At 71.2% G+C, this 26,092-nt stretch carries 26 protein-coding genes; 8 read left to right on the top strand and 18 right to left on the bottom strand.

Translation table 11 applies throughout. The features are described 5' to 3' along the window. Nucleotides 1-177: 177 nt before the first annotated feature. From ACWD3D_RS03090 to ACWD3D_RS03060, 7 genes are all read right to left on the bottom strand, one after another. Nucleotides 178-1,437: an NAD(P)/FAD-dependent oxidoreductase gene (locus ACWD3D_RS03090; RefSeq protein WP_451459174.1), complete on the bottom strand. Its 1,260-nt coding sequence runs from the start codon at nt 1,435-1,437 to the stop codon at nt 178-180. A 221-nt stretch (nt 1,438-1,658) separates the two neighbouring features. After that, entirely contained in the window at nt 1,659-3,101 is a 1,443-nt protein-coding gene (locus ACWD3D_RS03085; protein ID WP_451459173.1) for a deoxyguanosinetriphosphate triphosphohydrolase, read from the bottom strand. Between the two features lie 165 nt (nt 3,102-3,266). Further along, nucleotides 3,267-3,977 carry a tectonin domain-containing protein gene (locus ACWD3D_RS03080; protein ID WP_451459172.1) on the bottom strand — a complete coding sequence of 237 codons (711 nt, stop codon included), beginning with the start codon at nt 3,975-3,977 and terminating at the stop codon, nt 3,267-3,269. A gap of 253 nt (nt 3,978-4,230) precedes the next feature. After that, the gene (locus tag ACWD3D_RS03075; protein WP_451459171.1) at nt 4,231-5,049 is read right to left on the bottom strand and encodes a sirohydrochlorin chelatase; all 819 of its coding nucleotides are present in this window, start codon (nt 5,047-5,049) and stop codon (nt 4,231-4,233) included. A gap of 266 nt (nt 5,050-5,315) precedes the next feature. Then, a complete protein-coding gene (locus ACWD3D_RS03070) occupies nt 5,316-6,209 on the bottom strand; it encodes an HAD family hydrolase (RefSeq protein ID WP_451459170.1) in 894 nt (297 codons plus the stop codon). Between the two features lie 97 nt (nt 6,210-6,306). Beyond that, complete coding sequence (locus ACWD3D_RS03065) at nt 6,307-7,101, bottom strand: hypothetical protein (protein WP_451459169.1); 795 nt, start codon at nt 7,099-7,101, stop codon at nt 6,307-6,309. Nucleotides 7,102-7,236: 135 nt separating this feature from the next. Further along, complete coding sequence (locus tag ACWD3D_RS03060; RefSeq protein ID WP_451459168.1) at nt 7,237-9,582, bottom strand: GH92 family glycosyl hydrolase; 2,346 nt, start codon at nt 9,580-9,582, stop codon at nt 7,237-7,239. Between the two features lie 251 nt (nt 9,583-9,833). Here ACWD3D_RS03060 and ACWD3D_RS03055 point away from each other — a divergent pair, with 251 nt between their 5' ends. After that, on the top strand, nt 9,834-10,373 hold the full coding sequence (locus ACWD3D_RS03055) for a hypothetical protein (RefSeq protein WP_451459167.1): 540 nt from the start codon (nt 9,834-9,836) through the stop codon (nt 10,371-10,373). Between the two features lie 29 nt (nt 10,374-10,402). After that, nucleotides 10,403-10,819: a hypothetical protein gene (locus ACWD3D_RS03050; protein WP_451459166.1), complete on the top strand. Its 417-nt coding sequence runs from the start codon at nt 10,403-10,405 to the stop codon at nt 10,817-10,819. A gap of 33 nt (nt 10,820-10,852) precedes the next feature. Here the strand turns inward: ACWD3D_RS03050 and ACWD3D_RS03045 are convergent, their stop codons facing one another. Then, entirely contained in the window at nt 10,853-11,959 is a 1,107-nt protein-coding gene (locus ACWD3D_RS03045) for a hypothetical protein (RefSeq protein ID WP_451459165.1), read from the bottom strand. Nucleotides 11,960-11,971: 12 nt separating this feature from the next. Next, on the bottom strand, nt 11,972-13,318 hold the full coding sequence (locus ACWD3D_RS03040; protein WP_451459164.1) for a cytochrome P450: 1,347 nt from the start codon (nt 13,316-13,318) through the stop codon (nt 11,972-11,974). Between the two features lie 674 nt (nt 13,319-13,992). On the opposite strand from ACWD3D_RS03040, the gene ACWD3D_RS03035 reads away from it, so the two are divergent. From ACWD3D_RS03035 to ACWD3D_RS03025, 3 genes are all read left to right on the top strand, one after another. Continuing rightward, a complete protein-coding gene (locus ACWD3D_RS03035) occupies nt 13,993-14,724 on the top strand; it encodes a SanA/YdcF family protein (RefSeq protein WP_451459163.1) in 732 nt (243 codons plus the stop codon). Between the two features lie 117 nt (nt 14,725-14,841). Next, nucleotides 14,842-15,282, top strand: coding sequence for a hypothetical protein (locus ACWD3D_RS03030; RefSeq protein WP_451459162.1), 441 nt, complete (start codon nt 14,842-14,844; stop codon nt 15,280-15,282). Nucleotides 15,283-15,414: 132 nt separating this feature from the next. Next, a complete protein-coding gene (locus ACWD3D_RS03025; RefSeq protein WP_451459161.1) occupies nt 15,415-16,083 on the top strand; it encodes a hypothetical protein in 669 nt (222 codons plus the stop codon). 40 nt (nt 16,084-16,123) lie between these two features. Here ACWD3D_RS03025 and ACWD3D_RS03020 read toward each other — a convergent pair whose 3' ends face one another. The 3 genes from ACWD3D_RS03020 to ACWD3D_RS03010 are packed head-to-tail and all read right to left on the bottom strand — an operon-like array spanning nt 16,124 to nt 17,090. Beyond that, the gene (locus ACWD3D_RS03020) at nt 16,124-16,498 is read right to left on the bottom strand and encodes a hypothetical protein (protein ID WP_451459160.1); all 375 of its coding nucleotides are present in this window, start codon (nt 16,496-16,498) and stop codon (nt 16,124-16,126) included. Then, nucleotides 16,495-16,827 carry a hypothetical protein gene (locus ACWD3D_RS03015; protein WP_451459159.1) on the bottom strand — a complete coding sequence of 111 codons (333 nt, stop codon included), beginning with the start codon at nt 16,825-16,827 and terminating at the stop codon, nt 16,495-16,497. The genes ACWD3D_RS03020 and ACWD3D_RS03015 overlap by 4 nt, the downstream gene beginning before the upstream one ends. Further along, nucleotides 16,824-17,090: a hypothetical protein gene (locus tag ACWD3D_RS03010; RefSeq protein ID WP_451459158.1), complete on the bottom strand. Its 267-nt coding sequence runs from the start codon at nt 17,088-17,090 to the stop codon at nt 16,824-16,826. Before ACWD3D_RS03010 ends, ACWD3D_RS03015 begins: the two co-directional genes overlap by 4 nt. 173 nt (nt 17,091-17,263) lie before the next feature. On the opposite strand from ACWD3D_RS03010, the gene ACWD3D_RS03005 reads away from it, so the two are divergent. Then, nucleotides 17,264-18,232, top strand: a complete 969-nt coding sequence (locus tag ACWD3D_RS03005) for a Scr1 family TA system antitoxin-like transcriptional regulator (protein ID WP_451459157.1) — start codon at nt 17,264-17,266, stop codon at nt 18,230-18,232. Nucleotides 18,233-18,385: 153 nt separating this feature from the next. Then, a complete protein-coding gene (locus tag ACWD3D_RS03000; RefSeq protein ID WP_451459156.1) occupies nt 18,386-18,865 on the top strand; it encodes a hypothetical protein in 480 nt (159 codons plus the stop codon). Between the two features lie 37 nt (nt 18,866-18,902). On the opposite strand, the gene ACWD3D_RS02995 is transcribed toward ACWD3D_RS03000, so the two are convergent. Both ACWD3D_RS02995 and ACWD3D_RS02990 read right to left on the bottom strand, forming a co-directional pair. Beyond that, entirely contained in the window at nt 18,903-20,081 is a 1,179-nt protein-coding gene (locus tag ACWD3D_RS02995) for an alpha/beta fold hydrolase (protein WP_451459155.1), read from the bottom strand. A 147-nt stretch (nt 20,082-20,228) separates the two neighbouring features. Next, a complete protein-coding gene (locus ACWD3D_RS02990) occupies nt 20,229-22,043 on the bottom strand; it encodes a subtype B tannase (RefSeq protein ID WP_451459154.1) in 1,815 nt (604 codons plus the stop codon). Nucleotides 22,044-22,321: 278 nt separating this feature from the next. On the opposite strand from ACWD3D_RS02990, the gene ACWD3D_RS02985 reads away from it, so the two are divergent. Continuing rightward, nucleotides 22,322-22,954, top strand: a complete 633-nt coding sequence (locus tag ACWD3D_RS02985) for a hypothetical protein (protein ID WP_451459153.1) — start codon at nt 22,322-22,324, stop codon at nt 22,952-22,954. A 27-nt stretch (nt 22,955-22,981) separates the two neighbouring features. Here the strand turns inward: ACWD3D_RS02985 and ACWD3D_RS02980 are convergent, their stop codons facing one another. The 4 genes from ACWD3D_RS02980 to ACWD3D_RS02965 form a co-directional block, all read right to left on the bottom strand. Next, entirely contained in the window at nt 22,982-23,443 is a 462-nt protein-coding gene (locus ACWD3D_RS02980; protein WP_451459152.1) for an NUDIX domain-containing protein, read from the bottom strand. A gap of 126 nt (nt 23,444-23,569) precedes the next feature. After that, nucleotides 23,570-24,007: a gamma-glutamylcyclotransferase family protein gene (locus tag ACWD3D_RS02975; RefSeq protein ID WP_451459196.1), complete on the bottom strand. Its 438-nt coding sequence runs from the start codon at nt 24,005-24,007 to the stop codon at nt 23,570-23,572. Between the two features lie 116 nt (nt 24,008-24,123). Beyond that, complete coding sequence (gene cutA, locus ACWD3D_RS02970; RefSeq protein ID WP_451459151.1) at nt 24,124-24,468, bottom strand: divalent-cation tolerance protein CutA; 345 nt, start codon at nt 24,466-24,468, stop codon at nt 24,124-24,126. Between the two features lie 173 nt (nt 24,469-24,641). Further along, on the bottom strand, nt 24,642-25,955 hold the full coding sequence (locus tag ACWD3D_RS02965) for a hypothetical protein (RefSeq protein ID WP_451459150.1): 1,314 nt from the start codon (nt 25,953-25,955) through the stop codon (nt 24,642-24,644). Nucleotides 25,956-26,092 lie beyond the last annotated feature (137 nt).

Raw genomic sequence — 26,092 nt, 5'->3', positions numbered from 1 at the left:
ATGAAGTCTACGGGGGCGCGAGGGGTTGCTGCCCTGGCCGGGGAGGCGGGGCCAAAAGGCGCGTCCCGGAGCGGCCGGGAGCACATGTGCGATGCGGGGTTGCCGGTGGCATGTCCCGTACACAAAGATGCCGGCGCTTCTTCGTGCACGGGACGGGCCCCCGGGCGTACGGAACGCTCAGAGCAGGGATTCGAGAGGGACCGAGGGGTCCGCCAGGGCGTCCGGGTCGAGCTGGGCGCGGGCGGTGATGAGGGCCTGGACGGTCTCCGTGACGTCCCACACATTGACGTTCATCCCGGCCAGCACCCGGCGGTCGCGCAGCCAGAAGGCGAGGAACTCGCGCTTGCGCGCGTCGCCCCGGATGACGACCTGGTCGTAGCTGCCGGGCGGCGCCCACCCCGAGTATTCGAGGCCCAGGTCGTACTGGTCGGAGAAGAAGTACGGCACCCGGTCGTAGGTCACCTGCTGCCCGAGCATCGCGCGGGCGGCGGCCGGGCCGCCGTTCAGGGCGTTGGCCCAGTGCTCGACGCGCAGCCGGGTGCCGAAGAGCGGGTGCTCGACGGAGGCGACGTCCCCGGCGGCGTAGATGTGCGGGTCCGAGGTACGCAGCGAGGCGTCCACGGCGATGCCGCCGCCGTGCGCCCGGTCGGCGAGCTCCAGCCCGGCGGCCTCGGCGATGCCGGTGCGCGGGGCGGCGCCGATCGCGGCGAGCACGTGGTGGGCGGGGTGCTCCTCGCCGTCGTCGGTGCGCGCGGCGAGCACCACGCCGTCCTGGCCGACGATCTCGGTGAGGCGGGCACCGAAGTGGAAGCGGACGCCGTGGTCGCTGTGCAGGTCGGTGAAGATCTGGCCCAGCTCGGGGCCGACGACACCGTGCAGCGGGGTCGGCTCGGGCTCGACGACGGTGACCTCGGCGCCGTAGCCCCGGGCCGCCGCAGCGACCTCCAGGCCGATCCAGCCGGCCCCGGCGATCACCAGGTGGCCGTTGTCCCGGCCGAGGGCGGAGAGCACCCCGCGCAGCCGGTCGGCGTGGGCGAGGCGGCGCAGGTGGTGGACGCCGACCAGGTCGGTGCCCGGAACGGGCAGCCGGCGCGGTTCGGAGCCGGTGGCGAGGAGCAACTTGTCGTAGTGGATGACGGTGTTGTCGCCGAGCTGGACGGAACGGGCGTACCGGTCGACGGAGGTGACCGGCTGACCGAGGTGGAGCTCCACGTCGGCGCCCGCGTACCACGCCTTCTCCTGGACGAACACGCTGTCGCGTTCGGCCTTTCCGGCGAGGTACCCCTTCGAGAGCGGTGGCCGCTCGTAGGGGTGGTCGAGCTCGTCGCCGATCAGGATCACCCGGCCGTCGAACCCCTGCGAGCGGAGTTCCTCGGCCGCCTTCGCGCCGGCCAGTCCTCCGCCGACGATGACGAACGTCCTGTGTGCGTCCACCACTTGCTGCCTCCTCAGTGCGTACTGCGCGACGCCCTCACCCTGCGAGCCTCCCGCACGGAGGGTGAGGGCGGAAGAGGGTGTGCCCCTCCCGGCGCGTGTCCCATGGTTGCGTGCCCGGCTGTGTGCCAGCACATCATCCGCCCCACCGCCGGGGGCGACCGCCGCGCCCCGCAGGTCACGGCGCGTGAAGGCACGGCGGTTGGCCCGCGTACGACACGGCGTCAGGCGGCGCGCCCGGTCAGGTGGAGATGCAGGGAACGCGCCGAGGCGTCGGTGAGGGCGGCGATCTGGTCCACCAGGACGCGCTTGCGGGCACGGTCGTCGGGCGCGGTCTCGTACAGGGCGCGGAACTGGGGTTCCAGGCCCTCGGGTGCCCGGGCGGTGAGCGCGGCGGCGAGTTCGGCGATGACGACGCGCTGATCGGCGCGGATCACCGCCTGTTCGGTGCGCTGCATGACGTACCGGACGGCGACCGCCTTGAGCACCGCGCACTCGGCGACGACCTCGCGGGGGACGACCAGCTCGGCACCGTACCGGGTGAGCCGGCCGGGGCCGTGGACCTCGCGGGTCGCGGTCTCGGCCGCCTGGCAGAACCGGCCGATGAGCTGGCTGGTGGCGTCCTTCAGCCGCGCCTGGGCCACGGCGGAGCCGTCGTAGGCGTGCGGCCACCACTCCTGGCCGGTGAGCCGGTCCAGGGCCTCCGCCAGTTCCTGCGGATCGGTGTCCGCCGGGACGTACCGGCCGATGGCCGCCGCCCAGATCGCTTCCCGTTCCGACGGGTCGTGCAGCAGGGCGGGGACGAAGTGGCCGGCGTGCAGGCCGTCCTCGAAGTCGTGGACGGAGTACGCGACGTCGTCGGACCAGTCCATCACCTGGGCCTCGAAGCAGGTCCGGCCGGTCGGGGCGCCCTCGCGGGCCCAGGAGAAGACCGGCAGGTCGTCCTCGTACACCCCGAACTTGGCCGATTTCGGGTCGGTGGGGTGCCCGCCGCGCGGCCAGGGGTACTTGGTGGCGGCGTCGAGCGCGGCCCGGGAGAGGTTGAGTCCGACGCTGGCGGGTTCGCCGGTGCGCGGGTCGCGGACGAACCGCTTCGGTTCCAGCCGGGTCAGCAGCCGCAGCGACTGGGCGTTGCCCTCGAAGCCTCCGCAGTCGGCGGCGAACTCGTTGAGCGCCTGCTCGCCGTTGTGGCCGAAGGGCGGGTGGCCCATGTCGTGCGCGAGGCAGGCCGTCTCCACCAGGTCGGGATCGCAGCCGAGGACCGCCCCCAGCTCCCGGCCGACCTGCGCGCACTCCAGGGAGTGGGTGAGCCGGGTACGCGGGCTGGCGTCCCAGGCGGCGCCCCGGGTGCCGGGGGTGACGACCTGTGTCTTTCCGGCGAGCCTGCGCAGCGCGGCGGAGTGCAGCACGCGGGCGCGGTCGCGCTGGAAGGCGGTGCGGCCGGGGCGTTTGTCGGCCTCGGTGTCCCAGCGTGCGGTGTCGGAGGGGGTGTAGCCCGGGGGCGGGCCGGCGGCGGGCGCCGTGGGGTGCGGCGTCGAAGGCGTCGGCGCGGCCGTGCCGGGTCCGCCCGGGCCCTTGTCGTCCCGTACGTCCCGGTCCGTGCTGTCGGTGTGTCGTGTCCCGTGGCGTTCTGTCCCGTGCGTACCGATCCCGTGTGTCCCGTCCATGGTGACGACCATAACGACCGTCTCGGACAACGGGCCGGGACGGATGGGGGGATTCTTCGTCCGCGGATCCTTCGTCCACGGTTCCTTCGTCCGGGGGTGGTGGTGCCGTCTCCGTGCGGGTCCCGGCCCGTCGGGGGGCGGGGCCGGGACCCGCACGGCGGGGGATCAGCTCGGCTGGTCGCCGGTGTAGCGGAAGATGTCCCCGGCGCTGTTGACGTGCCACGCGGTGCCGTCGGCCCCGGCGGCGATGTCGGTGGCGGTACCGGGGATCTTGACCCAGGGGTTGGTGCCGCTCGCGTCGTTGTTGGTGTACCGGTAGATGCTGCCGGCCGGGTCCACGCCCCAGACGTTCGTCCGGGAGCCCACCGCGATCCGCTTGAGGCTGCCCGCGACGTCCGCCCACGGGTCCGAGGGGTCCTGGTCCCCGGTGTACCGGTAGATCCGGTTGGCGCTGTTGACGCCCCACACGGTGCCGTCCGCCGCCGCGCCGATGTCGCTCAGCGACCCCGGGATGTTGAGCCACGGGTTGGCGTCGTGGTTGGTGTACCGGTAGATGCCGCCCGCGGAGTCCACCCCCCACACGTTCGTCCGGGAGCCCGCGTCGATGCGGACCAGACTGCCGTTGATGCCCACCCAGTTCACCGTGGACTGGTCCCCGGTGTAGCGGTAGATCTGGTTGCCCGAGTTGACACCCCACACCGTGCCGTCCGAGGCGGCGCCGATGTCGCTCAGCGCGCCCGGGATGTTGATCCAGGGGCTGCCGTCGTAGTTGGTGTACCGGTAGATCGCGCTCAGCGCGTTCACACCCCACACCGTAGTCCTGGACCCCGCGGAGATTGCCGAGAGGCCGCCTGCGACCTTCACCCAGTCCGCCATGTCGTCACACCTTTCCTCGAACCAGTGGCGGGCGCCATGCTCCGGGATCTGGATGTGCACGTGGGGGTGGTGAATGTGTGTCCGGGTGCCGAACGCGCCAGAAACGGGGAGTTTGAACTCCGGCCGTACCGGGGGCCGGAGTGCGTGCGTCCCCGGCCGGTGACGCTTCGGCCGGAAGTGCGTCCCACCCCCCGGTGATCGACACGGAGGGCGGTCCGTGCTTGTGCCGGAGGACCGCGGACCCCGGAGGGTGTCAGGCGGTCGCGAGGAGCGGTTCGCCGGCCGGTCGGCCGCCTTCCGCCGGAGCCGCGTCGGCGCACGCGTGGTCGTAGCGGTGCAACAGCAGCCGGGCCATCGCGGGATGGTCGCCCAGCGGTGCCGCCGCGATGCCCGGGGCGGCCTCGGCCGCCGCCGTCGCGAAACGGCCGTGCGCGGTGAAGTACGAGGCCACGGCGATGCGGTGGTACCCCCGGGCGGTGAGCGCGCGGACCGCGACGGGCACGGTGGGCGTGGCGGCGGAAGCGTACGCGGCCACCACCGGCACTCCGCCGAGCCGCTCGCCGAGCAGCCGGGCGGTACGCCGGGTGTCGGCGGCGGACTCGGGGTCGCGGGAACCGGCGGCGGCCAGCACCACGGCGTCCCCGCGCCCGGGCCGCTGCCGTCCCGCGGGCCACCCGGCTTCGAGAAGCCGTCCGTACAGCGCCTCCACCAGCAGCGGGTGGGGGCCGAGCGGGGCGGCGATCCGGGTACGGACGGCGGGCGCGGCGGCGGCGAGCGCGGGCAGGTCGTGCTTGACGTGGTACCCCCGGCCGAGCAGCAGCGGTACGAGGACGGCCGAGCCGCCGCCGAGCTCCGCGAGCGTCTCGGGCAGCAGCGGTCGGTTCAGCTCGATGTGCCCGAGGCGCACGTCGAGGCCGGGCCGCGTCTCCCGTACCCGGTCCAGGAGACGCAGCACGGTCCGGACCGCCTGCGGGTCCCGGCTGCCGTGCGCCACGGCGACCAGGGCCGGGGGGCGTGCGCTGTCGCCGAAGGTGTCGTGGACGGGGCGGGCGAACTGCCGGGTGCGCTGCATGGGCCTGCGGGTTCCGTTCCGGGAGGCGACGGCGGGGACGGCGGCGGGGTGTTCGCCGGGGCGGCGAGGGGTCCGTACCGTCCTGTCACCAGCGTGCGGGAGGGAGGTTGCCTGTCCGTTGCGCGGGGGTCACGGGTGTTTTCGCCGTCCTCACGGGCGGGCGCGGGCCGTTGTCAGCACCTTGGTACGCGCGTGACACGGAGGCCTCGCCGTCCCCGCCGGGCGCCCGTCCCCACGGGCGGCCCCGCGGCCCTGTCGCACGGCCGTCAGGCGGTGACGGCGACACCGTCCTGGTCGTCACCGATGGAAGGGGCGGTGACGACCGCCGTGACCGTGAGCCCCTCCCCCGCGCCGGCCGGCCCGTACAGCCGTTCCAGGACGACGGCGACCCCGTCCTCCTCGTGGGAGAGCGTGCGGTGCGAGGCCGCGGCGAGGACGTCGGGGTGGGCGTTGGCCATGGCGTAGCCGGCTCCGGCCCAGCGGAGGATCGCCAGGTCGTTGGGCATGTCGCCGAAGGCGACGACGTCGGCGGCGGTGAGCGAGCGCTCCGCGCAGAGCATCGCCAGGGTGCCCGCCTTGGTGACTCCGGGGGCGCTGATCTCCAGCAGCCCGTGGCCGCCGGAGTGCGTGTACTGGGCGAGTCCGGGTGCCGCCCGCTCGATCGTGGTGAGCAGGGTGTCGGCGTCGGTCCGCTCCGACCAGGCGAGCAGCTTGGTGAGGGGCAGGCCGGTGTTCCACAGCCCGTCGCGGGACGGGAGGACGGACAGCCCCTCGTCGTCGCCGGAGAAGCGCAGGAGGAAGGAGGGTTCCAGGAAGGCCCGGTCGCCGGTCTCGATCCCGAAGGCGATCTCCGGCAGTTCCGCCGCGAAGAGGTCGGCGACGAGCCGGGCGGTGGGCAGGGCCAGTGGCCGGGTGGAAGTGACCGTGCGGGTGGCGAGGTCGTAGACGAGCGCGCCGTTGCTGCACACCGCGGTGCCGGTCAGCCCGGTCGACTCCACGAGCCGGTCGAGGTACCGGGGCGGCCGGGCGGTGACCACGACGATCTCCGCGCCGGCGTCCCTGGCGCTCCGCAGCGCGCGCAGGGTCCGGTCCGACACGCTGCCGTCCCGTCGCAGGAGGGTGCCGTCGAGGTCGGTGGCGACCAGCCGTGGGAATGTCATCGCACGATGCTAGAGCGTGTCGCGGCCGATGTCGTTCGCCGTATCGCCAGGTGGGCGGCCCCGTACGCGCGAAGGTGGCCGATCCCCCGCCCGGCGGTCAGCCGTCGAAGCGGCGCCAGTAGTCGGGGAGGCCTGCCAGGGGGGCCAAGGCGCTCCGGTGAGTGGCGCCGGCCCAGACGTCGAACGCTTCGCCGTCCTCGCTACCGACCTGCACGACGAGGCCGGGAGCAACGTAGAAGCGGGTGGACGTCCAGGGCCAGAAAGGACGGAGGGGCACCTGGTGCAGCGGTCGGGTGACGTGCTCGACCTGTGCCGCCGTGAGGGTGCGGGACACGGCATGGCAGTCGGCACCCATGGAGGCCTCGAAGAGGGAGAACTGGATCAGGAAGCCGCTCAGCGGCTCCTGTTCGGCAATCGGCGCTTCGTCGGTCTCGCGAAACCAGACAGTCGGATCCGGTTCGGGTCCGTCGAGCGTCCACAGGAGCGACCAGGTGAAGCCTCCCTGGTTCTCGACGCCGAAGACCCGCATCTCCCCGAGGTGGTCGGTGGACGACTCCGACTCCGACAGGATTCTGTTCTGGGTTCCGAGGACGGCCGGCCGCTGCTCCGCGAGGCGGTACAGCACTCTCAGTGCGCTGGGTGGACGTGGGTCGGACTCACTGACCGGCGGCCGGGACTGGACCGGGTCCACTGCGGGGTACCAGTCCGTGACGAACCGCTCCAGAGCCACCGCCCGGTCGCCGTTCACCTGGGTGAGCCACTCCAGACCCGGCGGGTTCGGAGGAAGAAGCGGCGGGCGCACCCGCTGGAGGAACTCTCGATCCGGGGCGGCTTCGGAGCGCGGCTCGTCGAGCGTCTGAGCGGGAACTGCGGAGGGAGCCTGATCGGTCATGCGCGCATCTTCCCCGGGCACGTACCGGCACCGGCATCCCGGGCGCGCGTCCGCGTCGCGGAACGCGAAGGACCCGCCCCCGGTGAGGGGCGGGTCCTCCTGTCGGTGGGAACCGAGTGCGTGCTGGTCAGCGCGTCACTTCAGGGCGGGCGGAGCCGCGTTCACCGAGGTGCCCCACGTGGAGGGCGCCGTGCCGACCTTGTAGGTCAGCTCGCGGGTGTCACGGATGTCGTCCGTGGTCAGGTAGGTCTTGTCGTACGAGCGGCCGTCGGCCTTGGCGGACTGGATGTAGCGCACCGACTCCGAGGTGCCCGGAGCCTTCACGGTGAGCTTGCCGTTCGGGTAGTAGCGCTTGTCCAGGGTCAGGTCCACCCGCTCGAAGAGCGGGGTGGAGAGGCCCCAGGTGTCGGTGCCCGGCTGGACCGGGAAGATGCCGATGGAGGAGAGGACGTTCCAGGCGGACATCGTGCCGAGGTCGTCGTTGCCCGTCATACCGGTCGGGGCGTCCGTGAAGAGGGTGAGCGCGGCGTGCACCACGTCGGTCGTCTTCCAGGGCTGGCCGGTCGAGAGGTAGGTGTACGGGGCGATCAGGTCGGGCTCGTTCTGCGGGTTGTACTTGTCCGCGTTGTAGTACGCGTACGGGCCGTTGACCCAGGTCTCACGGGCGGTCTTCGCCGGGTCCTGGACCAGCTGGTCGTAGGCGAAGAAGGAGTCCAGGCGGGCGTTGGCGGCCTGGGTGCCGCCGATCAGGCCGACCATGCCGGGCAGGTCCTGGGGGACCAGCCACTGGTACTGCCACGAGGTGCCCTCGTGGAAGCCCACGCTCTGCGCCGGGTCGACCGGGCCGGTGAAGGCGCCGGAGGCGTCACGGGCGCGGAAGAATCCGGTCGAACTGTCGAAGATCTTGCGGTAGTTCTGGGCCCGCTCGGTGTAGCGCGCGGCGTCGGCCTTGTGGCCGAGGTCCTTGGCCATCTGGCCGAGCATCGCGTCGGAGAGCGCGTACTCCAGCGTCGCGGAGGCACCGTGGTCGTAGTCCGAGTCGCCGGGCTTCACGTGCGCGCGGTTCTCGATGTACGGGGCGAAGCCGTTCGCGAGGTACTCCTTGTTGGCCTCGCGGCCCACGGGAGCGGAGTCGGCGGCGGGGACGCCGTCGGCGTTCTTCTTCAGCGCCTTGTACGCCTGCTCCTCGTACCCCTTGAGGAGGCCCTGCTGGTAGGCGTTGGTGAGGAACGGGGTGACCGGGTCACCGGTCATGATGTTCGTCTCGACCGTGCCGTAACCCCACTTGGGGAGCCAGCCGCTCTCCTCGTCGATCTTGATGACGGAGATCGCCATGTCGCGGGACTCGCGGGGGGCGAGCAGCGACAGCAGCTGGGCCTGGGTGCGGTAGGTGTCCCAGAGCGACCAGTTCTGGTAGTACGTGAAGCCCTTGGCCTTGTGGATCTCCTGGTCCCAGCCGGTGTAGCGGCCGTCCACGTCGCTGCCCAGGTTGGGCGCGAGGAACGAGCGGTACAGCGACGAGTAGAAGGTCCGGCGGACGGTCTCGCTGCCGCCCTGCGCCTTGACGTCGTCGAGGCGGTCCTCCCACGCGGCCTGCGCGGCCTTGGCCACGTGGTCGTAGGAACGGCCGCCCTCGGAGCGGAGGTTGAGGGCCGCACCCTTGGCGTCCACGTAGGAGATCGCGGTCGTCGCCTCGACGGTGCGGTCCTTGGTGGTGTCGAACCGCAGGAAGGCGCCGTTGCGCTCGCCGGCGGCGGTGGAGGACTTGGAGCCCTCGGTGACGACGTCGCCCTTCCAGGTGCCCGAGACCTTGAAGGGGCGGTCGAAGCGGGTGATCGTGTACACCGTGTACGGCTTGGTGTCCTGGCAGAAGCCACTGCCGGTGATGGCCGTGCGCACGGTGCGGTTGTCGAGGATCTCGACCTTGGTGCTCACCGTCTTGTGCAGCGACTGGCCCGCGTTGATGAGGACGTTGGCCTTGTCGGTGGCCGGGAAGGTGTAACGCTGCACGCCCGTACGGGCGGTGGCGCTCAGCTCCGCCTTGATGCCGGACTTCAGGCCGACCTGGTACGTGCCGGGAGCGGCCTTCTCGTCGTCGTGGCTGAACTCGGCGGCGTAGACGGCGTTGTCGGTGGACGTGATGTCACCGGTCGTAGGGAGCACCGGGAGGTCACCGCCGAGGCCACAGCCCACACCGGAGATGTGCACGGTGGAGAAGCCCCGGATGTGGTTCTGGGAGTAGTCGTACCCGGTGTTGTGGCCGGTGTCGGGCGAGAACTGCACCATGCCGAACGGCACGGCCGCACCCGGGTAGGTGTTGCCCTCGTTCTCGGACCCGATGAACGGGTTGACGAGATCGGTGAGCCTGTCCTGACCGTGCTTGGCGCCATCGGCCACGGCCGGTGCGGCGACGGCTCCGCCGAGGAGCGCGGCCGTCGCGGCCACCGTCCCCGCGCCGCGAATCACGTGGGTCCATCTCATGGAAAGAACGCCTCTTCCGACGTAGACAACGTTGTCATACCGCAGTGCGTGATCATTCTTGGCCCGTCCTCGTGTACCCGTCAAGAGTCGTGACGCGGCGAACCTCCCGCGCCGGGGCCCGGGGGACTCGTGGCCACAGATCCACAACGAGGGCACAACGGAAGGGCGGAGGCACCACCCACCCGGCTCCGACCGGCCTACCATCCGCCGCATGGGGGCTCCTCACGCATGGTCCCCGGACGGGGGACGACGTGCGATCGACTTACTCACGGCCGGGGTTCCGGCGCGCGGCCCGCGCCCTGGCCGTCGGGCTGACCCTGGCCACGACCTCCGGGTGCGGCGCGTCCTTCGACGGCGTCACCGGGATCTCCGTGACGGCCGACGGCGGGCTGCTCGGCGTCATCATGGTCTGCGGCCACGACATCACCAGCGCGGGGCTCATCAGGGAGGACGATCAAGAGAGCACGAGGATCGGCGAGTGGGCACCGGACCGGCCCCTCCAGGCCGGACTCACCACGTGGTCCCTCGACTCCCCCACCCCTGGGTGGACCACGGCCCAGTCTCCCGAGCCGCTCGCCGACGCGACGGCCTACCGCCTCGTCGGCTGGACCGACGACGTTTCGTGGTCGGCCCGATCCGTCGACTTCACCACGGCCGACCGTGACCGGCTCCGCCCCGGCCGGGTCCTGTACGAGGACTACTCGAAGGACGGTGAGGCACTCGTCCGCCTCGTCCCTCTGTCGGAGTTCGAAGCGACGGCCTGCGACGCCCGCTCGACCACTCTGTGGTGACCGGCGAACGAGAGACAAGGGGAACCCTCATGACTGATCGGTGGTACGTCCTGATCGAGGAGGACACCCGCGAGACCCGGCGAGCAGACGGCGTCGAACTGCGGCTGCACCGCTGGACGCTGGTGGCCAGTCACCCCGTCGACGGCGACGAGGCGCGCGCACGGGCCGTGGCCGAGGACGCGGCGCTCCACTACGTGCCGGGCATCCTGGCCCGTCACGCCCGGCCGGGCGACACTCCGGGGCGCAGCGCCTTCCTCACCTCCGACGACTCCTGGCTGGTCCACGTCCACCAGAACCACCGGGCGTGCCACATCCGCGTGTCCACCGCGCGCCTCGTCCACATGCTGCGGGAGCAGGAGGCCCCGGCGAAGTCCCTGAAGGAGAAGGTCCGCCACGCCCTGGACGGGCCGGAGCCGCTGCCGGCCCCGTGGGTGCCCAAGGGGTGAGGCCGTGCCGGACAGGCCCGCGACCGACCGCGGTCAGCGACCGTTGAGGACTTCGTCCACGACGGCGGACAGGCTGTCGTTCATGGGCAGGCGGGTCATGTCGCGGCGTTCGATGTAGCGGTCCACGAGCCTGGCGTAGGAGAGGGAGACACGGGAGTAGCGGTCGTAGACGGTGCCGGGGAAGTCGGTGACGTCGTGGAAGTGGGCGGTCAAACGCAGGAACGTACCGTGCAGGCGGATGCGGTGGTGCGCATTCTCCCGCTCACCCCGGTCGGGGCGGACACCGAAGTTGGTCGGTTCCTTCACGCCGACGCCGTACTGGTCCTTGGAGATGTCCATGCCGAGGGTCTGGGCCACCCCGGCGGAGACGAAGGCCGCCCAGTCGCAGTCGTCGAAGGAGAGGCGGAAGTAGTAGGCGATCAGGTGCAGGACGGGCAGGGTCTCGGCCGCGTAGGTCCGCACGATGCTCGCCCGCAGGACGTCCGGCTCACGGACGTACGCCTGGATGGCGTCGAGGTGTCCCGGCGGCGCCATGCCCGGCCCGGCGGTGGACCACTTCTCGTAGAACTGGACACGCGCGCTGAACAGCGTCTCCTGGTGGGCGTGGGCGAGCCACCGCGCGTCCCGGTCGCCGCCGAGCGACTTCACCCGGTCCAGCACCTCTCCCAGGCTCTCGTCCCCGATCCGGTGCACGCCGCCTGTCACGTCCTGCGGCGTTACGACGACGTCGTCCAGGACCGCCATCAACGCCACGGCTTTGGCGATCGCGTGCCACAGCGGATCTTGGCGATAACCGGCGAGCCACAGGGTGAGCCACTGCACGGCGTCCCGGACGATGTACCGATGCACATCCTCCACTGACGTGTCGCCCTTGCGCGTGCAGATCAGCTCCACCGGTCGGGCCGCGCCCAGCCACGCGGCGAAGGCACGCCCCTGCGCACAGCTTCGGTACGCCTCGTCGGTGGCGTCGAGCAACGCGAGCCGGCCCCGGCGGCACTCGCTCTCGATCTCCAGCAACTCCGCCTTGTCCAGCGGCTCGGGCTCGGTGTCCGGGCGGAACCGGGTCAGCCCCCGCAGCTGAGCGTCCCGCGCCCGCGCGGTGCCGAACAGGTCGATCTCGCCCAGGTGGAACTCCAGCATCGACTCTCCTGGTCAGCTCGGTTCTCGCGGAGTGACGGACATCGGAAGGGCATCGGGGTGGATCTGAGCGTCCGCCACCGCCCGGACCCTGTGCCCCGCGGCGGGGTGCAGATGCCAGCGCTTGGTGACGGCGGAGAGTACGGCGAGCATCTCGGCCCAGGCGAAACCGTCACCGATGCACTTCCTGTTACCGGCGCCGAAGGGCAGGAAGGAGGCGCGCGGCAGGCTCTTCTCCGGCCGGGTCAACCACCGGTCGGGATCGAAGCGCCGGGGGTCGGGGAAGCAGGCGGGGTCGCGGTGGAGCGTCGCGGCGCTGTAGACCACCTCGGCCCCGCGCGGGATCTCGTACCGCCCGACGCGCACGGGCTCCAGGGCACGCCGCCCCATGAACCACAGGGGCTGATACAGGCGCAGCACCTCCTGGACGAACCGTGCGGTGTACGGCAGGGCGGCGGGGGTGACGGCGCCCGGCTCGGCGGCCCGCGCTTCGGCGTTCATCCGGTCGGCCATGTCCGGGTTGCGGGCGAGCACGTGCAGGGCCCAGGACAGGGAGGTGGCCGTGGTCTCCACACCGGCGACGAGGAAGGTGAGCATTTCGTCGCACGCCTCCTCGTCCGACATGCCACCCTCGTGCGCGAGCATGAGCGCGAGGACGCCGTGGCTCTCCGGGCTGCTGCGGGCCTGCCGTACGGCCGACTCGGCGAGCGTGCGCAGTGCCGCCGCCGAGGCCAGGAACCTCCGCCGCCCGGGGGTCGGCAGGACGGCCAGCGCCGGGGGCAGAATGGTGGCCCGGAGCACGCCCCGCACGAGAACGCCGAGGTCACCGCTGACGCGTGCGCCCAGATCCTCGATGGCCCGCCCGGTACGCGACCCCTCGGCGAACGGGAAGAGCGTCGGCACCAGCATCGCGACGGCCAGCTCGCGCATCTCCCGCTCCATGGCCACCTCCCGCCCCGTCGTCCAGCCGCCCACCCGCGCTCCTGCGACCTCGACGAACGTCTCCGCGTACCGGGCGACCCGCTCCCGGTGGAACGCCGGCTGCATGGCGCGCCGCTGCCGGAGGTGGAAGGGCCCGTCGGACGACGCCAATCCGTTGCCCATGAACGGCCGGACCCGGTCGAAGAGTGTGCCCTTGCTGAACTTCCCGCTCTGTGCCACCAGCACGTCGTGGATGGCTTCGGGGGCGTTCAGCACGTAGAACGAACGCCGCCCCAGCCTCATCTCCACCACGTCACCGCATCCCCGCAGCCCTTGCAGGAACACCGCCCGTCCCCGGGCCAGTTTGAGCAGATGACCGACCACCGGCACTCCACCGGGCGCGAGGGGAACCTCAGCGCCGCCCACCCCTGTCGCGTTCACTTCCACTTCTTCTCCCCCCGGCTCGCCCGAACACCGTAGCGATCACGAGTCCCGGGGGGACACAGGTGATTCAGCCGATCACTCGGATCGTTTTCCGTCCCGGACGCCTCCGCGAGGCTCGGGCGCCCCAAGATCAAGGTGTCGTCCAGGAATGCGTTCGACCCAGGTGCCGGGCGAAGAACCGCAGCCCGCCGTCCGTCTCCGACCGGACCCCCCGTGCGTCCCGGGGTGAGCGGGCAGGGTCTTCTCCGCCGGTCCCGGAGCCGCGAACGGGGCCGGTCCCTGTTCGCGCGGTACCCGTTCCCCGGCCGGTCGCCGTGGCCCGGCACGTCGACCACCGCCACCGAGTGGGCGCACCCGGGCACCAGCCGGCGGGCTCGGGCCACGGCGTCCGGGTCCTTCTTGTGCCGGCCGCCGCCGCGTGCCCCCGCAGGTATCAGCGGACCTTCTCCACTTCCCGGCCGATCCGGTCGTACCGCTTCCCGCTTCCGCTTCCCAATTCCTCGCTCCCGGTCCCACCGTCCGCTCGTCTCGTCGAAAGGGCCGAATGCGTTCGGACGGTTCCGCGTGCGGAATGCGTCCCCGGACGCAGAACCCCCGGGCACGTTCGTTCGTCCCCTCAGGAGGGGAGGGCAGCACGAGCGCCGTGCGCCGCCGCACCGACGGAGGTTTCCATGCGACGACCGAGACTGCCGAGGGCCCTGGGAGCAGCACTGCGGCCACGCCGGTGGGCGGAGCTGGTCCCGCGCACCCGGCGCGGTCAACGGCGCGCACTCCAGGGGCTGATGGTGGCCTGTGCCATGGCGCTGGCGCCGATGACGTGGATGTACGCGACGGCCCAGGCGCACGTGCGGACCACGGCCGACGCGCCGCACGAGGACGTGGCCGTGGTGTTCGGCGCCGGACTGTGGGACGGGAAGCCGACCCCGTACCTCGCCCACCGACTGGACGCGGCGGCCGAGTTGTACCGGACCGGCAAGGTGAGGGCCCTCCTGGTGACCGGCGACAACAGCCGTGAGGAGTACGACGAGCCGGACGCGATGCGGGCGTACCTCACCGCGCACGGGGTGCCCGGCGCGCGGATCGTCAGCGACTACGCGGGCTTCGACACCTGGGACTCCTGCGTCCGGGCGAAGAAGATCTTCGGGGTGGACCGCGCGATCCTGGTGAGCCAGGGATTCCACATCCGGCGGGCCGTCGCCCTCTGCCGGGCCGCCGGGATCGACGCGTACGGGGTCGGCGTCGACGAACCGCACGACGTCACCTGGCTCTACGGCGGTACGCGGGAGGTCTTCGCGGCCGGCAAGGCGGCCCTGGACGCGCTCCTCCGGCCCGACCCGCACTTCCTGGGCCACAAGGAGACCGGGGTCGCGGACGCGCTGGCGGGCCGGGTCCCCGGGAGTTGAGGGACCGTTGAAGCGGTCCCGCTTCTGGATATGACGCCCGCGAACGACGACCACGCATGTAGAACCCGTCGACCCGCCTGACCGCGCGTCGCTCCATGGAAGAGGTTGGGCGAACCAATGGACAGCGAGCTACGGCGTGCGGTCGTCGTGACACTAGGCGAACTCGGGCGAAGCGATGACTGGCGTGACCGTGCGGATGCCGGTCACGGCCTGGCAGGGTTCGCCGAGATACCGGAGAGCGTGGAGCCGCTGCGGGGCCTCCTGCTCGATCCGGGTGACACCTTCGTCACCCGGCGGACCGCCGAGGGCTTGCTCCGGCGGAAGGACAGGGTGGGACTGGCGATGGTCGCGTCCGCACTGGCAGTCGCCGACGACCACCACGCCGACCACATCCACGACGCGATCCTCGCCGTCTTCGGCATCTTCTCGGACGACCTGGACAGAGCCCTACGGCTCTGCGAGGAGATGTCGGCCGACCCCGACGATCGTGTTGTCCGGGGTGCCCGTCGGCTGCACGAGAGTCTGGCGGAGATCGATCCCGTTCTCCGCCCCCTGTAGCAAGGTCTGTGACCGTACGGGAACAGACTCCGGCGGATGGCGGCTCCGCCCGGAGGGAATCACCGCAGGGTGAGGACAACGGGGGTCGGGCGGAACGGGCGAGGTGGACTGCTGCCCCTCTGGCTACGGGGGTTGATCGCCCTCGCGGCCGGGTGGGGAGCCCTGCTCTGCGGCCTGCAGGTCGCCGACGGGTACACGGCGACGATGGAGTACCGGGACGCGCCACTCTGCGCAGTGGGGAGCGGGCCGGAGAGCGCGAACGACGGTGGCGGCAAGGGCGGCGACGAGTGTGTGCGGCGCGAGGCGGGTTCGGCGATCGACCGCCGGACCGGCGAGGAGTGCACCACCGACGGTTCGGACGCCGGAGTCACCACGTGCACCACGTACTACGACATCGAGGTCGAACGGCCGGGCCACACCGACTGGCTGGGAGTGGATGAGGAGACGTACGACGAGATCACCACGGGCGATCCCGCCGAGGTCAGGCTCTGGCGGGACAACGTCGTAGGCCTGGTGGTACTCGGCCGCTCCCACTCCTATCCGCCTCCCTCGGAGAGCGGGGCCCATCCGTGGCTGGCGGCAGGCTGTCTGGCCCTCGCGCTGGGCGCGTGGGCGGTAGCGAGCGGGCGGCTCTCAGCACTCTTCGCCTTCCCCAACTTCGGCCTGCTGTTCGTGGCCTTCGGGATCGGCTGGCTCGGTTCCATGGCGCTGTTCGGCGGACATCCCGTGCTCTGGGCCTTCGCGATCATGTGGACGGGGTTCGCGGCCTTCTGGACCGTGGGCGCCCGGCGGATGAGGTGACGGACCTCTTCGGCCCCGGCCGTGCCACCCTCCTCGCTACCTAATCCTCCGCGCTGCGGTGCTTGCCGCGAGGCCGGTATGCCTGTCCCCGGGGCCGGGTACGGGGTTCCTCGTCGGCCGGGCACACGACCTCCCAGGAGTGTCCCGCCGCGTGGTCGGCGAACAACCCGCAGGGACCGAGCAGTTCGTCGGCGTAGGTGCATCGGAGCAGTACGACCCGGTACATGCGGTCGGCCCCCCAGCGCACCCACACCCCGCCGCCGAGCCGGTCGTCGTCCCACAGCAGGTACGCGTGCTCGTCCGGGTGCTGTTCTCCGAGTACGCATCGGATGGGCCGTTCTTCCGCCGGGCCGTCGTCCCTGCGGACAGCACGCGGGGAGGCCGGTAGCAGGGCGACGGCGGTGCACTGGATCACGGTGCACTTCCTCGCGGGGCGAGGCGCACGGGAGCGTCTCCCTCGGTTCGTCGGTCCTCAGCCGGTTGGTGCGGTACGGGAGTCGCCGAGGGGCTACCGGCTGCCGCCTCCTCGTGTTCGGCCGCCTGATGACGTCTGCGCAGGACCCGCCAGTCGGTCGCGGCGCTCAGGTCGCCCGTCCGCTCGGCGTCCGTTTCGGCCCAGTCGAAGTCCCGGCAGACCGAGCAGCCGGCGGAGGCGAAGACGGGGACTGGAACGGAGGCGGGCGCCCGTCGCACCTCGGTGGGGGTGACGCCGTCGGGGGTGACGTCGTCGGGGTTCGCATTCACAGCACATCGCCCCGACTCCGGGCGTTGCACCGCGCGTTCTCCGCACGCAGCCGCTCTGCCGGGCTCGCCGGCCGTACGCGCTCGGGGACGGCTTCCCACTCGATCCCTCCGCCGACGGGCCTTATGGCCCAGTACGGCCCGGCGACCCCTCGGAACTCCCCGACACGATTCTCACGGCTGGTGTCCACCATGAGTGCACCAGGGACCGGAAGCGGCCGATCGGTGCCCAGGTCCCCCGAAGTACCGGCGTCGGGCTCAGACATGGACCACTCCTCTCTGTAGTCGTTTCGCTACCAAGAGCCCTCAGGGTGACCTACGCTTAAAACGCCTTCAACCTCCACAAGACTGAACGAAAGATCGATGAAGAGTGGCGAATCGCAAAGCGTTAGACCCCGGGGCAAGCCCCCGAGCCGCCTTCGGTGAACGTCTGCGCAGGTTGCGCGAGGAACGCGGCTGGACACAGGACGAGTTGTCCGCCCGCACGGGCTATTCCGCTTCGCATATTTCCGGGGTCGAAACTGGTGCGCGAACTCCAACCGCCAAGTTCACTGCAAGTACGGACCGCGCCCTGGGTACGGGCGATGCACTGACCCGACAGGGTGCGGCGACCCGGAACAGCGCGATCCTCGACGGGTTCCCGGAGTTCGTGGTGTACGAGAGTCAGGCCACAGAGATTCGTCTCTTCGAGATGGGCGTCATTCCAGGCTTGTTCCAAACCCCGGGATACGCGGCTGCCATCACTGGCGGGGCGGTACGACGCGGCGCGATCACCGAGCTTCAGGCAGAAGAGAGGCTCGCGCTCCTGACTCGACGCCAACGGTCACTTGCCCGCACGCCACCCCCTCAGATCTACGCAGTCCTTGACGAGAGCTGTATCCGACAACGCGTTGGCGACCCGGCGGTGATGGCGGAACAGCTCGACCATCTGAGTGCGCTCGCGGACCTGCCCAATACGGTCGTACAGGTGGCCACCTTCGAGCTGGGCGAACGCCGTTCGTTCTACACACCCGTCACGCTGGTCACCCTGTCCGACAGGTCGCACGTGGCCTACGCGGAGTCCGCGCATTCCGGGCAGTTGGAGCGCGATATGCGCTTCGTCGGGCCGCTCCTCACGGCCTACCATCAGCTCGCGGCCGAAGCGCTGTCACAGGCGGAATCCGTGGCCATGATTCAGTCAGGTACGAAAGGGCACCTCGTGACAACCGAATCCCTCCACTGGTTCAAGTCCTCCTACAGTGCCAACGGCGGCCAGTGCGTCGAGGTCGCCATGAACCTCGCAACCACGCACGGCACGGTCCCCGTCCGTGACTCCAAGGACACGAGCGGCCCGGTCCTCGGCATCTCCGCCACCTCGTTCACCGCATTCGTGGCAGGCGTCAAAACCGGAGAGTTCAGCGCCATCTGACAAGCCTCTCGACCCGTTTCGGCCGAGGCCCCCACCGTGCGGTATCCGGTGGGGGCCTCGGCTCTCGGCACCAACGTCCCCCCTCGTCACGGAAGTCGACGGATAGAGTCCGTACCGGTGGCCGCTGGGCCGGGGGAAGGGGGAGGATCTGAGGTGGGCGCGTCAGCGTGGGAGTACATCGAGCCCTGTGCCGGAGGTGTCGCGGGGACCTTGGCCGCCTTGCGGCAGAGCGAGTTCGAGAAGCTCTTCGTCCATGGAACCGACTGGGACGATCTGCGGCCCGCAGGAGGGACGTTCACCTCGCTCGACGACCTTGACGACCTCTGGGAGGACGAGGACTTCGGCAGCGAGGGAACTCACACGATCATCGATGTGTGGGAGTTGATCGACACCGACGCGTACGACGATTACCACACCGTGCGCCCGCTGTCGGACGAGGAATCCGTGGAGCTCTTCGGCACCGCCGAGCCGACCCGGGAAGACTTCGCACGAGCCCAGGAACACTACGCCGCAGGGCACCCCGGCACGGATGGCCTGTGGGACATGCCGCGCTGGTCCGCATGGTGCAGGCCCCTGAAGGACGCGGAGGGAACGGACGCCGTGATCGCCTTCTGGGGGTTGTCCGGCGACTGAGGGCCACGGCCTGATCCACGTGTCCGGAGTGGGGTGTTCACGGTTCGAGCAGTGGCGCGAGGGCGCGGGCGAACTCCGTCGGTTCGGCGCTCGGTCCCATGTGGTTTCCGGGCATGTCGATCAGAGGCAGCCCCAGCAGCAGCGCGAGCGCCTGGGTGGCCCGGCGTGCCATCTGGTGATGGCTCAGGGAGCCGGCGCACAGAACCACCGGAGCGCGGCGGACGGCCTCGATGTCGGGCGCGTGGAAGACCGACGGGCCTGCCATGTGCCCCAGGAAGTACCGGTTCTTGTCGAGTTCTTCGGCGGGCAGCCCGGGTAGTGCCATGTGCGCGGGAGGCTTCTGGTCCGGGCTCGTGCGGTGGGCCGCACCGGTCAGGTCGAAGAACTCCTGCACCGCCCGTTGAGGATCACCTTCGGCCGTGGCGAAGGCTGCTGCGGCCCGGCCGGCAAGGTCGTCGTCGTTCAGCAGGGACACGAGCGGAGGCTCGTGCAGGACGGCTCGGCGGACGAGGTGGGGGTGCCGTTCGGCCAGCGCCAGCAAGGTCACGGCGCCGCCACTGGCACCGAAGAACAGCGCGGGCCCGCCGGTGAACCTGTCGACGAGTGCGGCGAGGTCCTCCGCGAGGACTTCGGGCGTGGGCGCCGCCATCCCCGGCACCGCGCGGCTGGCCCCGATGCCGCGCGGATCATGGGTGACGACACTGAAGCTGTCCGCGAGTTCGTCCGCCAGTGCCGCGAAGCCTCCTCGCCCGACCGGTGCGCCGACGAGGAACAGCGGCGGTCCCTCGCCCCGGACGCTGAAGGCGATCGCGCAGTCCGGCCGGTCGAGGAGTTCCGGGGTGCTCGTGGACCGGTCGCCGTAGTCCCCGATCTTCCGGTTGATCACGTCGAGCGCGCGGTCCAGTTCCTCGCGGCGCTCCTGGACGCGGCGGCGGTGCGCCGTGAGCAACTCCAGTCGGAGTCCGGCCGGATCCGCGGCCTTGTCGTCGGCGCCCGTGAACTGCGCGATGTCGGCCAGTGGCATGCCCGTCCCACGGAGGTGGACCAGCATGCGGATCAGCTCGACGTCGGCGTTCGTGTACTGGCGGTGCCCAGCGCTGTCGCGCCGGGGAGACGGCACGATCCTGTGCCGTTCGAAGTACCGCAAGGTGTCCGGCGCAAGACCGGTCCGCGCCGAGACCTCCGTGATGCCGAACAGTTCATCTGCTTCGCTCATGCCGCAAGCCTCGGCCCTGGACCTCGGTACAGGTCAAGCGCTCGTCCGAAGGCGTCCGGTGCGAGCGGCACCGGGGGCACTTCGGAGTACCGGTACTCCGAAGTGCCCCCGAAGCCCCGGCGCCCTGACGAACGCCCGGAGGCGGCCTCAGCGGCGCCCGGCGTTCAGCGGGTCCCCGGCCTTGCGGACGACCTTGGCGATCCAGGCCATGGCCTCGGGCACGTCGTAGTTCCCGGCGTGCGGCTGGTTCCAGGCGAGCCGGTAGTCGACGTCCTCGACCTGCTTGTCCGCTTCGAGCGCCCGGTCGAGGTTGAGCGAGACGGTGAAAGCGGTGTCCCGGTCGCGGGTGCCGGCGCGGACGTACCAGTTGGCGGCGGTGTCGGCGCCGGTGCCGATGAAGTCCATCGGGTCGATGAGGTGGATCTGGTCGTCCACGGTGGTGGAGCGCTTGGCGGTGTACTGGGCCCAGGTCAGGCCGGTGTCGTCGGTCCCGCTGCCGTCACCGGGGACGTCGTTGTGGTCCCAGCTGTACTCGGTGTAGTTCATGTACTTCTGGTCCGCCGGGCCGAAGAGGTTGGTCTCCGTGCCGCTGGTGGTGTTGCCGTTGACGCCCACGGCGTCGAAGGCGGGGGTCGTCTTCAGCGTGGCCTGGGCGACGACGAACGCCAGGTACTTCTTCATGTCGACCGAGCGCACCCTGCGGGTGGCGGTGTCGACGTCGATCCAGTCGTTGACGTACGACTTGGTGGTGGGCGTACCTCCGGGGAACCCGCCGCCGGACTGGAGGTCGAAGGTGGCGCCGAGGGCGGGAATCGTGTTCGCCGGATCGGCCTTCAGGTAGGTCTCGGCGGAGCGCACGAGCTCCTTCCTGATGGTTTCGATCATGTTCGCGGCGGTGAGCTTCGAGCCGTCCGGGTTGCGGAGCCCGAGGCTCTTCTCGTACGCGGGGAACTGGGCGGCGATCGCGGCGGCGTCCTCGGGGGACGGGTTCTGACCGGCGTCCGCGCGGGTGTCGAGGATGTTGTACAGCCACTCGTACGCCTTGTCGGCGTTGCCCAGGTCGGTGATCGGGCAGTACGCGTTGACGGCGAAGACGTCGTCGCGCAGCGTGCTGCGGCCCTTCGCGTCGATGCCGGCGGCGCCGATCCCGGCGAGGTAGGGGTCGTACTCGGCGCTGTTGCCGGAGGCACCCAGGATCGACACCAACGCGCCACCGCCGCTGGTGCCGTTGATGACGATGCGCTCGGCGCTGCCGGGCATGGCGGCGTCGTTGAGGCGCAGGTAGCGCACGGCCGCCTTGGCGTCGACCACCGCGGCGGGCGCCTTGCCGGGGGCCGTACCGTCGGCGCCGAGCAGCCCGCGGCTGCGGTTGGCGACGTCGACGAAGACGTACCCGGCCTTCAGCGCGGCACCGACGTTGCTCGTCGCGCTGTTGTAGGAGGCGCCGCCGGTGACGCTCGCCTTGATGTAACTGGCCATCCAGCCGCTGTTGTTCACGGCGAAGTAGATCGGCGCACGCTGGTTGCCGAAGGCGCTCTCGGGGACGAACACGTTCATGGCCTGGTAGCCGCAGGCGGTGTTGGAGATCGTGGTGTTCCCGAAGCCGCCGGTCTGCTGTGCCGCCGCTTCCACGGGCTTGGCGACGTAGCAGATCTCCTTGTACCAACGCACGTTCACCGGCAGGCCGTCGACGGTGACCGTGATCGTGGTGTAGGCGGCGGAGTCGAAGGCCAGGGCGGCGTCCTCCGCGTCCACGGCGTGGGCCCGCTTCGGGGCCTGGGCCGGGGCGCCGCCGCCGGTCGCCGCGAAGGAGGACGGTACGGCGAGAGCCGTGAGGGCGAGCGAGCCCGCGACCGCGAGGCCCCTCAGGAGGTGCTTACGGGGCGCGAGGCCCCGAATCTCCGGTACGACGGTGGAGTGTTCGGGCGCTTCGCACCCGTTGGGCGCCGAGATCCGCTGCATGGGGTCTCCCCTCGTCGAGCGCCAAGTGCGTTCGCGCACAGGGCACTTCGTCGGAACTTCGACCTCGGGGCCGAAGCGGGACGCACGCTACGGGATTGTTGACAATATTCCCAGCGATCTCGCCAACATTTTGGTTGACTGAGGATTCCCTGTGAGGGCAGGGGGACGAGCCGGCCCGCGCCCGGGGGAAGATCTCCCCCATGACACCGCCTGATGCCGGAGATGCCGACGATGCCGAAAAGCGCAGCTGGGAAGAGCGGTTGGGCTGGACATTCGGATTGACAGCCGACGATCCCGGCGAACGGAGCGCGGCGACAGCCCTGTGCGCCGACGCCCGGAGAGCTACGGACAAGGCCCGCGACCGGATGTACGCGACGTGGCGCTCGACGGCACGGTTCGGGCGATGGATGCCATGGCGGCAGCGGGCCCGCCTGCGGGCGCAGGGGGCGTACGACGAAGCCGCGAGCCACACCCTGCCCCACGCGGTGTGGCACCGCCCGTCCGGCGACATCAGGGCGTGGCCGGGGCTGCCCTACGCGCTGCTCTTCCTCGACTGGGAGGCCAGGTATCCCAAGGACTGGACCCGGCACGCCAAGGACTGGGGCACGAAGCAGTCCCTCCTGCGGGACTTGGCGGTCGCCGGCCATGACGAAACGGTCAGGTCGAAGCTCACCGACCTCGTGGAGGTCGTCGTCCGCAGGCCGTACCGTTGCAAGGACAGCGAGTACGTCCGTGTCGCCCGGGCCGTGGACAGTGCGGAGCTGCGCGCCAGACTGAAAGTCGTCTCCGGTTCGGACACCCCTTGGGCGCGGCAGCACGCCGGGTACGTGCTCTGGGCCCTCGAACACCCCGATGCGCCCAGCACGGTCCACGCGTGGCGGAACTGGAACGCGGCCGAGGCCCGGGAGTGAGACACCCGACCACCCCGCCCCACGGCCTCAGAGCGCGTCGCCGCCCGCGCCCCGGATGAGCTCCCGGTGGGACTCCTGCATGGCGGCGGGAAGCGCGTCCACGTCGAACCACCTCGCTTCCAGGATCTCGAAGTCGTCGATCTTCAGGGTTCCGCCTACGAGCCGTGCCTCGTAGGCCACTTCGAGGCGAAGCCGGTAGCCGCTCTTCAACCGCACCAGGCGGCCCGGCTCCACGTCGAGCCCGGTCTCCTCCTTCACCTCGCGGACCACCGTGAGCGGGAACTCCTCGCCCTTGACCGCGAAGCCGGTCGGCAGCCCCCAGGGGTGTTGCGCGGCCCACAACCGGTGCTTCAGCAGCAGGACTTGACCGGCGTCGTTCCGGACGACCCCGGTGACGCCCACGTTGAACTTGGCGTGCGCGAGCCACAGGACCCGCCACTGGAGGGGACCGCGTATGAGCCGCCAGAGCTGTGCGACGAGTCGATGCATGGGGAGCCTTTCACCGGCGGGTCATGGGTACTGCCTCACCCTCAACAGTCCTTCATGTTCCCCGCACAGCCCCACGCGACCCCGCACGCACCGCGTGCTCCTCGCCCCGGTGCGTACGCGGCACGCTCACGGCGTGCGCGGTTCCGGGGTGGTCCGGGGCGGGCGGTGGGCGAGCCAGTCGCCGCCCGGGATGCGCGGGCCACTCGCGCGCAGGGTGCGCGAGACGGCGGAGGCGGCGAGGTAGGCCCAGGCGCGGACGGTCCCGGAGCCGGGCACCTCGACGTCCCGGGCGACCCGTTCGTAGAGGTTGCGGGGGTCTTCGGGTCCCAGGTACGTCTCCAGCCGGTCCAGGGCGGTGAGCAGTCCGGCGTACTCCTCGGGCGCGGCGGTGAGCAGCGTTCCGTGGACCGTGCCGTCCCCGTCGGTGGCGAACGGATACCCGGGGCCGTCGAAGAGCGCCCCGCCGTGCAGCAGCGCCGGCCGTTCCAGGACGTCGAGGCCCCGGACGTACCGGTCGTGGTTGTGCTCGCCGGGCCGCAGGGTGCCGTAGACGAAGAAGGGCAGCGGCCCTTCGGCGCGGACCGCCCCGGAGCCGGGTACCGACTCGGGTACGGGTCCCGGGCCGGGTACGGGTACCGACTCGGGTATGCGGACGGGGCCGGGCGGCTCCTCGGTGGCCGTCACAGCTCCACCGCCGAGGACGTCTGGTCGGTCACCCAGGCGAGGTAGCGGGCGCTGCCCCGGACGATCGGGGTGGCGATGATCTCGGGGGTGTCGTAGTCGTGCGCGGCGCGCAGGTGTTCCTCCAGTTCGTCGTAGCGCTCGGTCCTCGTCTTGAAGAGCACCTGCCACTCCTCGGCGGTCTCCACGGCGTTGTGCCAGTGGTAGACGGAAGTGACGGGCGCCGAGATCTGCGCACAGGCGGCGAGCCGGGCCTCCACCGCGCCCCGGGCCAGGGCCTGCGCCTTCTCCTCGCTGTCGGTCGTGGTCTGCACGGTCAGCCATGCGGCGGGTGGCGTCGCCATGGTCGGCTCTCCTCGGTGGGCGCGGGGTCCGGGGCGGGGCTGCCCCGGAGGTCCGGGTGGTCCGGTGGTCCGGTGGTCCGGTGATCCGGTGGTCCGGTACCGATTGTCGGTCCGTGCCGCGTCCGCTGCCGCCCGGACGCCGGGAGCCGCTGCCGCCCGGAGGTGACGGCCGTTCAGGGCGCCAGCATCCGGATCACCGGGGTGAGGACCAGTTCCAGCCCGGCCTTCAGCGGCAGCACGAGGACGGCCGCGGCCATGGCGGCCCCCACGGCCGTACCCCACCGGGGGGTGCTGAGCCGGTGCGGCAGCACACCGAGGACGAAGACGAGTCCGGCCACCACCAGTGCGGGCACCGCCATCAGCAGCCAGGCGGGGGCGACGCCGAGCGCCGCCGGGGTGCGGGCCGCCTCCGTCGCGGCCAGCAGTCCGGCCGACAGGATCAGGCTCAGGTCGATCAGCCGGGGTACGACCGGGGACACCCCGGCGCGGTCGTCCAGGCTCCGGCGGAACGAGAACAGCAGCACCAGTTGCAGGATTCCGAGGACGAGGAGTTCGACGCGGACGACGGCGCCGAAGTCGGGCGGATCGAATCGCCCCGTGCTGTACACCCAGGTGATCACCGCCGCGGGCACCCCGAACATCACCGCCCACACCACGGAGAGCCGGAGCACCATCGACGGTTCGGGTGCCCACGGGCCACCGGGCCTCGGGGGACGCGCCCGCCGCTGCCGGGCATCGGCGCGGAAGGCGGCGATCACGGCGTCGTTCGGGCTCCGGCGCGCGGCGTCCTCGAACGCCTCCGCCCGCCGGGTGAGTGCGGCGGGGCTGGACAGGGCGCGCTCGCGGTTGACCGCGCTGAGGTACCCGTAGAGCAGGATCACGACGATCACCGCGACCGCCGAGGGAGCGTGGCCGAGGAGGCCGTCACCGAGGGGCGGGGCCATCCACGCGGCGGTGAAACAGATCAGCAGCACCGCGATCCCGGCCATGCTCCCGGCTGTTTCGAAGGGCACCGACAGGGCGTACCTGCCGATGCCGGTGAGCACGCCGAACAGGATCCACAGAGCGGTGAGCAGCGCCCATTGGGTGGCGATGGCCGGCGGCAGGATGTCCGGCAGCTGGCCGGAGAGGACGTGCCCGGCCGCCTCGGCGAAGGAGTCGGACCGGGGGCCGACCGAGAAGGCGTAGGCGAGCAGCAGCAGGGCGAACTGGAGTACCGCCATCAGCCGGGTGCCGTCCCGCCAGAAGTCGCGGGAACCGAGGGCGCGCACGATCTCACCGGCCTGGGTGGCCACCACGAGGGCCACCACGAGCAGCGGGAGGACGACCACGCCGAACGCGGTGTCCGGGTCCATGGTGGTGAGGTGCAGCGGGATGCCGAGCGCGTCGCCGAGTCTCTGGCCGAAGGAGATCACCGAGAGTTCCCAGTCCGGTGGTTTCTCGGGCGCCATTTCGGCGAGGACGGCGATCGGTGCGGTGATCGACATGCATCCCCCTGATCTTTCGCGGCGCGGCCGGCAGCCGCCCCGGGACTTCCGGCGGGCCCGGCCCGCCCAGGTCGGTCTCTGCCGATTCCGCGCACTCGAAGGCGTATCGGCGTGCGCCGCCGCGTGGGGGCGGCGGC

This window comes from Streptomyces sp. NPDC002690 (assembly GCF_053592415.1).
This window is presented reverse-complemented; position numbering and strand designations above follow the sequence as displayed.

Coding starts and splice junctions, on each gene's coding strand:
- ACWD3D_RS03075 (WP_451459171.1), bottom strand. CDS start 5,049: ATGCAGCGCACCCGGCAGTTCGCCCGCCCCGTCCACGACACCTTCGGC.
- ACWD3D_RS03060 (WP_451459168.1), bottom strand. CDS start 9,582: ATGAGATGGACCCACGTGATTCGCGGCGCGGGGACGGTGGCCGCGACG.
- ACWD3D_RS02980 (WP_451459152.1), bottom strand. CDS start 23,443: ATGCATCGACTCGTCGCACAGCTCTGGCGGCTCATACGCGGTCCCCTC.
- ACWD3D_RS03070 (WP_451459170.1), bottom strand. CDS start 6,209: ATGACATTCCCACGGCTGGTCGCCACCGACCTCGACGGCACCCTCCTG.
- cutA (WP_451459151.1), bottom strand. CDS start 24,468: ATGGCGACGCCACCCGCCGCATGGCTGACCGTGCAGACCACGACCGAC.
- ACWD3D_RS03050 (WP_451459166.1), top strand. CDS start 10,403: ATGACTGATCGGTGGTACGTCCTGATCGAGGAGGACACCCGCGAGACC.
- ACWD3D_RS03030 (WP_451459162.1), top strand. CDS start 14,842: ATGGACAGCGAGCTACGGCGTGCGGTCGTCGTGACACTAGGCGAACTC.
- ACWD3D_RS02995 (WP_451459155.1), bottom strand. CDS start 20,081: ATGAGCGAAGCAGATGAACTGTTCGGCATCACGGAGGTCTCGGCGCGG.
- ACWD3D_RS03035 (WP_451459163.1), top strand. CDS start 13,993: ATGCGACGACCGAGACTGCCGAGGGCCCTGGGAGCAGCACTGCGGCCA.
- ACWD3D_RS02965 (WP_451459150.1), bottom strand. CDS start 25,955: ATGTCGATCACCGCACCGATCGCCGTCCTCGCCGAAATGGCGCCCGAG.
- ACWD3D_RS03085 (WP_451459173.1), bottom strand. CDS start 3,101: ATGGACGGGACACACGGGATCGGTACGCACGGGACAGAACGCCACGGG.
- ACWD3D_RS03065 (WP_451459169.1), bottom strand. CDS start 7,101: ATGACCGATCAGGCTCCCTCCGCAGTTCCCGCTCAGACGCTCGACGAG.
- ACWD3D_RS03010 (WP_451459158.1), bottom strand. CDS start 17,090: ATGTCTGAGCCCGACGCCGGTACTTCGGGGGACCTGGGCACCGATCGG.
- ACWD3D_RS02990 (WP_451459154.1), bottom strand. CDS start 22,043: ATGCAGCGGATCTCGGCGCCCAACGGGTGCGAAGCGCCCGAACACTCC.
- ACWD3D_RS03045 (WP_451459165.1), bottom strand. CDS start 11,959: ATGCTGGAGTTCCACCTGGGCGAGATCGACCTGTTCGGCACCGCGCGG.
- ACWD3D_RS03080 (WP_451459172.1), bottom strand. CDS start 3,977: ATGGCGGACTGGGTGAAGGTCGCAGGCGGCCTCTCGGCAATCTCCGCG.